Annotated in this window: 8 protein-coding genes, 1 tRNA gene and 3 pseudogenes; 5 read left to right on the forward strand and 7 right to left on the reverse strand. The window is 35.1% G+C overall.

Features of this window, described 5'->3' with window-relative positions:
- Positions 1-56 precede the first annotated feature (56 nt).
- Together coaD and WGMM_RS00860 are read left to right on the forward strand one after the other, a co-directional pair.
- Positions 57-563 carry a pantetheine-phosphate adenylyltransferase gene (coaD, locus tag WGMM_RS00855; RefSeq protein WP_038248581.1) on the forward strand — a complete coding sequence of 169 codons (507 nt, stop codon included), beginning with the start codon at positions 57-59 and terminating at the stop codon, positions 561-563.
- Between the two features lie 68 nt (positions 564-631).
- Positions 632-823, forward strand: coding sequence for a zinc-finger domain-containing protein (locus WGMM_RS00860; protein ID WP_006279326.1), 192 nt, complete (start codon positions 632-634; stop codon positions 821-823).
- A gap of 16 nt (positions 824-839) precedes the next feature.
- On the opposite strand, the gene WGMM_RS00865 is transcribed toward WGMM_RS00860, so the two are convergent.
- The 7 genes and pseudogenes from WGMM_RS00865 to rpsB form a co-directional block, all read right to left on the reverse strand.
- A complete protein-coding gene (locus WGMM_RS00865) occupies positions 840-1,466 on the reverse strand; it encodes a phosphatidate cytidylyltransferase (RefSeq protein WP_015589049.1) in 627 nt (208 codons plus the stop codon).
- Positions 1,456-2,151 carry a polyprenyl diphosphate synthase gene (gene uppS, locus WGMM_RS00870; RefSeq protein ID WP_038248584.1) on the reverse strand — a complete coding sequence of 232 codons (696 nt, stop codon included), beginning with the start codon at positions 2,149-2,151 and terminating at the stop codon, positions 1,456-1,458. Before uppS ends, WGMM_RS00865 begins: the two co-directional genes overlap by 11 nt.
- On the reverse strand, positions 2,099-2,422 hold the full coding sequence (locus tag WGMM_RS07295; protein WP_410543198.1) for a hypothetical protein: 324 nt from the start codon (positions 2,420-2,422) through the stop codon (positions 2,099-2,101). The genes uppS and WGMM_RS07295 overlap by 53 nt, the downstream gene beginning before the upstream one ends.
- Before the next feature lie 5 nt (positions 2,423-2,427).
- Positions 2,428-2,985 (reverse strand): ribosome recycling factor, encoded by a 558-nt coding sequence (frr, locus tag WGMM_RS00875; RefSeq protein ID WP_038248586.1) that lies wholly within the window; start codon positions 2,983-2,985, stop codon positions 2,428-2,430.
- A gap of 7 nt (positions 2,986-2,992) precedes the next feature.
- A pseudogene (locus tag WGMM_RS00880) lies at positions 2,993-3,304 on the reverse strand (amino acid kinase family protein); the annotation flags it as partial.
- Positions 3,303-3,758 (reverse strand): annotated as a pseudogene (gene tsf / locus WGMM_RS00885) (translation elongation factor Ts); the annotation flags it as partial. The pseudogenes tsf and WGMM_RS00880, both read right to left, overlap by 2 nt.
- A complete protein-coding gene (gene rpsB, locus WGMM_RS00890) occupies positions 3,739-4,587 on the reverse strand; it encodes a 30S ribosomal protein S2 (RefSeq protein WP_038248589.1) in 849 nt (282 codons plus the stop codon). The gene rpsB and the pseudogene tsf, both read right to left, overlap by 20 nt.
- Before the next feature lie 191 nt (positions 4,588-4,778).
- On the opposite strand from rpsB, the gene WGMM_RS00895 reads away from it, so the two are divergent.
- The 3 genes and pseudogenes from WGMM_RS00895 to WGMM_RS07185 all read left to right on the forward strand — a co-directional run.
- A tRNA-Asp gene (locus tag WGMM_RS00895) sits at positions 4,779-4,855 on the forward strand.
- 528 nt (positions 4,856-5,383) lie between these two features.
- Positions 5,384-7,204, forward strand: coding sequence for a glutamine--fructose-6-phosphate transaminase (isomerizing) (gene glmS / locus WGMM_RS00905; protein ID WP_038248592.1), 1,821 nt, complete (start codon positions 5,384-5,386; stop codon positions 7,202-7,204).
- A 58-nt stretch (positions 7,205-7,262) separates the two neighbouring features.
- A pseudogene (locus tag WGMM_RS07185) lies at positions 7,263-7,410 on the forward strand (dihydrolipoyllysine succinyltransferase); the annotation flags it as partial.

Here is a 7,410-nt window from a genome sequence, read left to right on the forward strand (position 1 = left end):
TAAAAAATGTTATTATGTCTATCAAAAGTTTTTAAAGTAGTTTATAAAAATAAAGGATGAACATTAATGACAAAATAGGAATCTACCCTGGCACATTTGACCCTATAACTTTTGGGCATATTGACATAATCAAAAGAGCGTGTAAACTGGTCGATAAATTAATAATAGGAGTTGCAGAAAACGTTAATAAGCATACTGCCTTTGACACAAAGCTACGCACAAGCATGGCTGAAAATGAAATCAAAGGACTAGGAATTGATGCAGATGTTATGTCTTTTAATGGGTTGCTAGTGAAGTTTGCCAAAGAGCAGAATGCTTCTGTTATTATTAGAGGATTAAGGGCAGTGTCGGATTTTGATTACGAGTTTCAAATGAGTTGGGTAAATTATAAACTTCTTCCTGAAATCGAAACCATATTTCTTCCCGCTTCTGAAGATACTCAATTTATCTCATCAAGTTTTGTAAAGGAAATAGCAAGATTAGGAGAAGATGTTAGCAAATTTGTATCAAAAGGCGTTCAAAGCGAATTGATTAACCTGAATAGGATAAAAAATGGAGAATAGTGCTTGTTGTTTTTTATTTCTGGATAGGTATATTTAATATATAAAATGTTATAAGCTAAAGGAGTAGCATGTCAAAAGTGAGGGTTAATAATAGAAAAGTTTGTTGTCATGGTGATGAGAATGATGAGGGTTCTGGCCATCCATTAATATATTTAGATATGGGAGAAGAAGAGGAAATAGCCTGCCCTTATTGTGAAAAGACGTTTGTCCATGACTGTACTGTGGAAGCGGTTGGGGAGCTGACTAGGGATGAGCTCTAATGGCACTTCTGCAGACTTAGCTTATGTAAATAGCAATAAGAGGGGCAGTAAAAATGAAACTGTCCATACGGTCGAGCACTCCCCCATGGCCAGGTATCATATTTCCACTATCTTTAACACCGTAAGCTCTTTTAACAAGCGACTCAGTGAAATCGCCAAGTTGCGCTAGAATAGCAATTGCAAGGCCAATGATTGGAGAATAAAAAATTGAAAATAGACCAAAAAATATTGATCCAAAAATTGTGCACACTACTCCAGCTAAAATCGCACCAAGAAGTCCTGTCCAAGTTTTTCCAGGGCTAAGAATTGGGCAAATTTTAGCTCCACCAAAATTCTTGCCAAATAGGTAGGCAGTAACGTCAATTCCCCAAATGGTTAAGACGAACCATACTAATGCGTATTTTCCCTGTGGTAGATTATATAAATATATTAATGAGGCGCTTGGTAGTGCAATCAATAATAATGCAAAAACGTATAAAATTTTATTTCCTTGGGTTAGATTATACCATTCAAAAGAAGATAAAACCGCTATTGAAAAAATCAATAGGTAAAACGATAAATCACTAAAATATGTAGCAAAGGAAAATATGAATAATATTACTATTGAGGACAACATTCTAATTATAAAATTATTATCTACCATATTTTTTCTCTCTTTTTGTATAATCTTCTAATGCTTTACTCAAATCTTGACAAGAAAAATCAGGCCATAAAGTATCACAAAAATACAATTCAGCATAAGCTGCTTGCCATAATAAAAAGTTGCTTAACCTTTTTTCGCCGCCAGCGCGAATTAATAAATCCAATTCTGGCAAATCTTTAGTATACAGAAATTTTTCAAATTCCTCTTCTGATACATAAGCAATATTTTCTTTTATAATATTGCTTATAGCTTGTGTAATTTCTTGCTTTGCTCCGTAACTGACTGCCACAGTGAGTAATAAACCATCGTTCTTATGTGTCATTTCTTCTGCTTTTTTAATTTGATCCAATATTTTACTGGATAACAGACTTAAATTGCCAATAAAATTCAACTTAATGTTACAGTTGCAAATGAAATTGACTTTATCTTCATTAGTTAAAACAGAGTAAAATAAATCAAATAGACAGTCAGTTTCGTTTTTGGGTCTAAGCCAATTCTCCATAGAGAATGCATACAAAGTTAAGTAGGGTATGGTTAGGTCCGTACAATACTTGGCAATATCGTATGCAACTTCACTGCCCCTTTTATAACCATCAATTTTTACCTTTCCTTGATTGTTCGCCCATCTACCATTACCATCCATAATAATTGCTAAATGTTTCGGTAAAGATTCTTGATTCAACATTTAAATTTAACCTAATTTTGACTTGAGTGAAAATTTTTTGGATTTCAATGGACACCTGGAAGGTGTCAGCTACTTGCATGACAGGAAGAGAGTTACTGTAGTGACACCAATAGTTGATACTTGAATGCAAAATTGGTGTCATCCCAGTGCTCCGACACTGGGATCCAGGAAATTTGATTTCAAACAAGTGCATCAGATAGTTGTATAGTAAAGACTGGATTCCAGTGTCAAACACTGGAATGACATCATTTGCTATGTAAGCTTTCTCCATATCATTTAGTGATTCAGTATATCCTTTTCTTTGATGGACAATTCACCATCAATTTTTTTTATATTATTATCAGTAATATTTTGTATTTCCTTTTTAGCACCATGAAAATCATCTTCTGAGATTTCTTTATTTTCCTTCATTTTTTCTGTTTCTTCCATAATATCTCTACGTATATTTCTAATGGCAATCCGTGCATTTTCAGCAAACTGATGCAATAATTTCACTAATTTTTCACGGGTTTCTTGTGTTAAGTCCGGAAGAGCTATACGTATGGTATTGCCCTCAACAACAGGATTTAAATTCAAGTTGGCATTTAATATAGCATTTTTCACTTCACCGACAACATTAATATCCCAAATTTTAATTGATAGAGTTTTGTTATCTATAACCGAAACACCTGCAACCTGATTTAACTTTTGATGTCCACCATAGATATTTACAACTATACCATCAAGCAACGATGCGCTAGCTCTACCAGTGCGTACACCTTTGATATCATCATGAAAGGACTGAATAGTTTTTAGCATCCTGTCCTTTGTTTTAGTTTTTATTTCATTTAACATAAACTACCTAATGTTTACAATCTGAAACTATAGTATAAGTACCTTGACCCTTAATAATATTGACTATTTTTTCTCCCTTCAAAGAAAAAACTATAATTGGAATAGAATTCTCACGAGCAAGTGAAATTGCTGATGCATCCATAACTTTTAAATCACAAGTCAATAAATCCGCGTAAGAAAGCCTACCATACATTACAGCATCCTCATTTTTTTTCGGATCAGGGGAGTGTACACCATTTACTTGCGTACCCTTTAGAATAACATCACAGTTCATTTCAACAGCACGTAAGGCTGCAGTTGTATCTGTAGTAAAAAATGGCAATAACTCCGTCCTTAGCTTCTAAGTAACAAAGCTTGCTTAGCTCTAGCTTCTCACCAGGAACTGATGTACCATTTATAATAGCTTCCTGCACTGTGCCAATGCCTTCATATTTGGCATTTTTTAACTAATCGACGCTAGTACAGCGTTCTTGATGAGCAATTGATGCTAAATTTGAAACTAACTTTATAAATTTCTCATTCCTTGCAACAAAATCTGTTTCGCAATTGAGTTCAACCAATGCACCATAATTTTCATTCAAACACATAGCAACGGGTCCATCTGAAGCTATTCTATCAGACTTTTTGTCAGCTTTAGCAAAACCTATTGTACGTAACTTATCAACGGCTTTCTTGATGTCACCATCACATTTTTCCAATGCTTTTTTACAGTCACTTAAGCCAAGCCCTGTTCTATCACGTAATTCTCTTATATCATCTGGATTCATCTTCATTTGTTACTACCTCCCTTTCTTCTTCTTTGTAAACTTTACTACGTCTCCTTTTAGTTTGCACAATACCATCTTCTCTTTCTTGAATAAACTCATCACCCCTTATATCATCAATCTTAACTCCAGATTTTGCTAGACTAGACTCTATTCCAGCTAATATAGAGTCGGTAGCTAATTTACAATAGAGCTCTATTGACTTTCTTGAGTCATCATTTCCAGGTATTAGATAAGTAATACCATCTGGATCAGAATTAGTATCAAGTATTGCAACTATTGGAATTCCTAACTTCTTAGCCTCCTTAACCGCTATATGCTCTTTATTAGTGTCAATGATGAATAAGATATCAGGAATTGCTCCCATTTCTCTAATACCGCCAAGCGCCTTATCAAGCTTTTGCTTTTTCTTTTCAATGTTTCCCAATTCTTTCTTTGTTAAAATGCTATCCTCGTCATTTAATATTTTCTCATATTGCATCAAGGTTTTTATCGAAGAAGAAACAGTGCCCCAATTAGTAAGCATACCACCAAGCCAACGATGATTCACATAATATTGACCACAACGAATCGCTTCACTTGCAATAATATCAAAAGCTTGAAACTTCGTACCAACAAATAGAATGCGACCACCTTGAAATACAACGTCATATAAAGCCTTCATGGCCACCTGTAGCAATGGTAGTGTTTTTCGCAAATCAATTATATGTATACGATTTTCTTGATGCACCCCATATATGTATGGAGCCATTTTTGCGTTCCAGCGACTAATTTTGTGACCAAAATGTACACCAGATTCAGCTAAATCACGCACAGTGACTCTAGGCAAATTTGTCATATATCATTCCTCCAAATAGTTTATCTTCCACGGCATAACCCCAATGGCACTACTTGTACAAGCCATGTGTGAAATTAAATTATCTACATAGTAATAGAAAAGACAGCAAAGCGCAAACAAAAAATATTGACAAAGGGCAACATTTTTATTAGCTTTAAAGTTGAAACCCAAAAACGCCAAAAAGAAATTAGGGGGGTGTAGCTCAGTTGGTTAGAGCGCATGCCGGTCACGCATGAGGTCGTGAGTTCAACTCTTATCACTCCCGCCATATTAGTTTTAGCATAATTTAAAAGTCGCAACCAGTATTGAGAAATGCTTCCATCACACTTGACATGGTATGGTATTGCAATTAATACTTAAATAGATTTATTTTTTTTCGTTTTTTATTAACATTTAGGATTAAATATGTTCGTTTCTGAAGTTTTTGCAGCAGACGCAACTAGCACTGCATCAAGTATCAGCGCATCTTTTACTAGTTTTATTCCATTGATTTTAATATTTGTTATTTTATTTTCTCATTATGCGCCCACAACAAAAAAAAACTAAAAGAACATAGAAAAATGAAATATTATCTTTATCGTGCAAAAAATTGAGATAAAAGTTCTAAAGTCCGCTATATCTGAGGTTTTAAGCAAAGAAACTCAAAAAGTAGCAGCTAAACCAATGGAAAAAGCAAAATCGAAAAGAGTGATAAAAAGAATAAAAATCAACCACCAGAGGAAAGTAAAAATGGAAAAGATGATAAAGGCAAAAATGCTACATAACTTTAAAAGGAAGTTCATTTGGTGATCCATTTGTGTGCGGAATATTTGGTGTAGTAAGTAGCGGTGATTCAGTAATACCAACTTTACTAACTGGGTTACACAAATTGGACTATAGGGGATATGACTCTTCAGGTATAGCAATCATAAATAACGAAGGCGAGATAGAAGTCAAAAAATCAGAAGGTAAAGTCGAAAGGTTATGTGAAGTTGTTGATGACAGCAAGATGTCTCACAGTACAGTTGGTATAGCACATACTCGCTGGGCTACACATGGAGTCCCAGGCCTTAAAAATGCTCACCCCATTCGTACAAATAATGTTGTTGTTGCTCATAACGGCATAATTGAGAATTACAATCTGCTAAAAAAGGGTCTAGAAGAAAGGGGAATGTCATTCCATACTGACACTGACACAGAGATCATACCAAACATGCTAACCTTATATCTTGATGAAGGATTGTCGCCAGTTGATTCTCTATTTAAGTGTTTAAACAACTTACATGGCTCATTTGCCTTGGTCTTATTATTTGCAGAATATCCAGACGCCTTATTTGTTGCGAAGAGAAATTTGCCTTTAGCAATAGGCTATAACTGTAACACAGTGTTTGCTGCATCTGACTCTCAAGCTTTAAGTAAATTTGTGGAAAGAATATCGCATTTGGAAGATAATGACATTGCAGTAATAAAATCTAGTGGAGTTAGTATATACAACAATGGTACACAAGTTAAACGCAGTATAGAAAATAGTAGTCCGAGTGATTTTCTAATTAGCAAAAATGGTTACCCTAGCTTCATGTTAAAAGAGATTTTTGAGCAACCGCGTGCATTAAACAAGACAATAAATCAATTTTACAAGCAATATAAAGAGGTAATATTTGCTAATAAAAAATTGTTTTCTGAGTTGAGTTACATTACTACAGTTGGATGCGGATCATCTTATTTTGCTGGGCTAGTAGCAAAGCATTGGCTGGAAAGTGTCGCTCAAGTTCGAGTACATCTAGAAATCTCATCAGAATTTAGGTATAGCAACGTCAAGCTGGAAGAAGGCAGCATTAAGTTATTTATCTCTCAATCTGGCGGAACTGCAGATACCATAGAAGGGCTACATTATGCGAAATCACAGAAGCAAATAATCATAAGTATAACTAATACATTTAGCAGCAGCATTGAAAAGATCTCAGATATTATGTTACATACTCTTGCTGGGCAAGAAATTGGTGTTGCTTCAACAAAAACCTTTTCTGCGCATCTTGCGACTTTAGCATGCTTTGCCGTGGAGCTTGGTAAAATAAGAGGTATACTGGGTAGAGAGAGAATAAAACAGCTAAGCAGTGCTATCAATTCTATTCCCGAGTATGTTGAGCACATTTTGAATGTGATGAAAATACAACATATATCGGGCAGTATATTAGAACACAACAACGTTATTTTAATCGGCAGAGGAAGTTCATACAGAGTTGCAATGGAAGGCACATTGAAGATAAAAGAGCTTTCATACATCAATACAACTGGCATTGCAGCGGGAGAAATGAAGCACGGTTCTATTGCTTTAATAGACTCTACTGTGCGTGTTATATCAATTATCCCTTATGATGATTTATCCTTTAAAACGCTATCTAATATACAAGAGATTAGTGCAAGAAAAGGCAAAGTAATTGCCTTCAGTGATAAGCAAGGAGCGCCATTCCTAAGGGGAGTTTGCGCATATGTGGTGCAACTTCCAGACACTGATAATTTTATCTCTCCAATCATTTACAGTGTTGCTATGCAATTCCTTGCTTACTTTACTGCAGCAAAAAAAGGGTTAGATGCAGATTGTCCAAGCAATTTAGCTAAGTCTGCCACGGTTGAGTAGTCCATTTAAAGTTAAAGCTAAGCTTCTAATTAAGGTAACCAGACTAACCAGACTGACTGCAATCAGCAAAGAAAGTGTCAAATGAACTGGCATGGGAGATAGAATAACAAAAGCAGACTTGATAGGCCATATAAACAAAGCAGAACAGCCTGCAATAAAACAATACGAATTGCCAAAAAGTGTAGTAAGTGGAGAGCAAAGAGAGG

It is taken from the genome of Wolbachia endosymbiont of Glossina morsitans morsitans, from assembly GCF_000689175.1.
GTDB classification, from domain to species: Bacteria; Pseudomonadota; Alphaproteobacteria; order Rickettsiales; family Anaplasmataceae; genus Wolbachia; species Wolbachia pipientis.

Coding starts and splice junctions, on each gene's coding strand:
- coaD (WP_038248581.1), top strand. CDS start 57: ATGAACATTAATGACAAAATAGGAATCTACCCTGGCACATTTGACCCT.
- WGMM_RS00860 (WP_006279326.1), top strand. CDS start 632: ATGTCAAAAGTGAGGGTTAATAATAGAAAAGTTTGTTGTCATGGTGAT.
- WGMM_RS00865 (WP_015589049.1), bottom strand. CDS start 1,466: ATGGTAGATAATAATTTTATAATTAGAATGTTGTCCTCAATAGTAATA.
- uppS (WP_038248584.1), bottom strand. CDS start 2,151: ATGTTGAATCAAGAATCTTTACCGAAACATTTAGCAATTATTATGGAT.
- WGMM_RS07295 (WP_410543198.1), bottom strand. CDS start 2,422: ATGGAGAAAGCTTACATAGCAAATGATGTCATTCCAGTGTTTGACACT.
- frr (WP_038248586.1), bottom strand. CDS start 2,985: ATGTTAAATGAAATAAAAACTAAAACAAAGGACAGGATGCTAAAAACT.
- rpsB (WP_038248589.1), bottom strand. CDS start 4,587: ATGACAAATTTGCCTAGAGTCACTGTGCGTGATTTAGCTGAATCTGGT.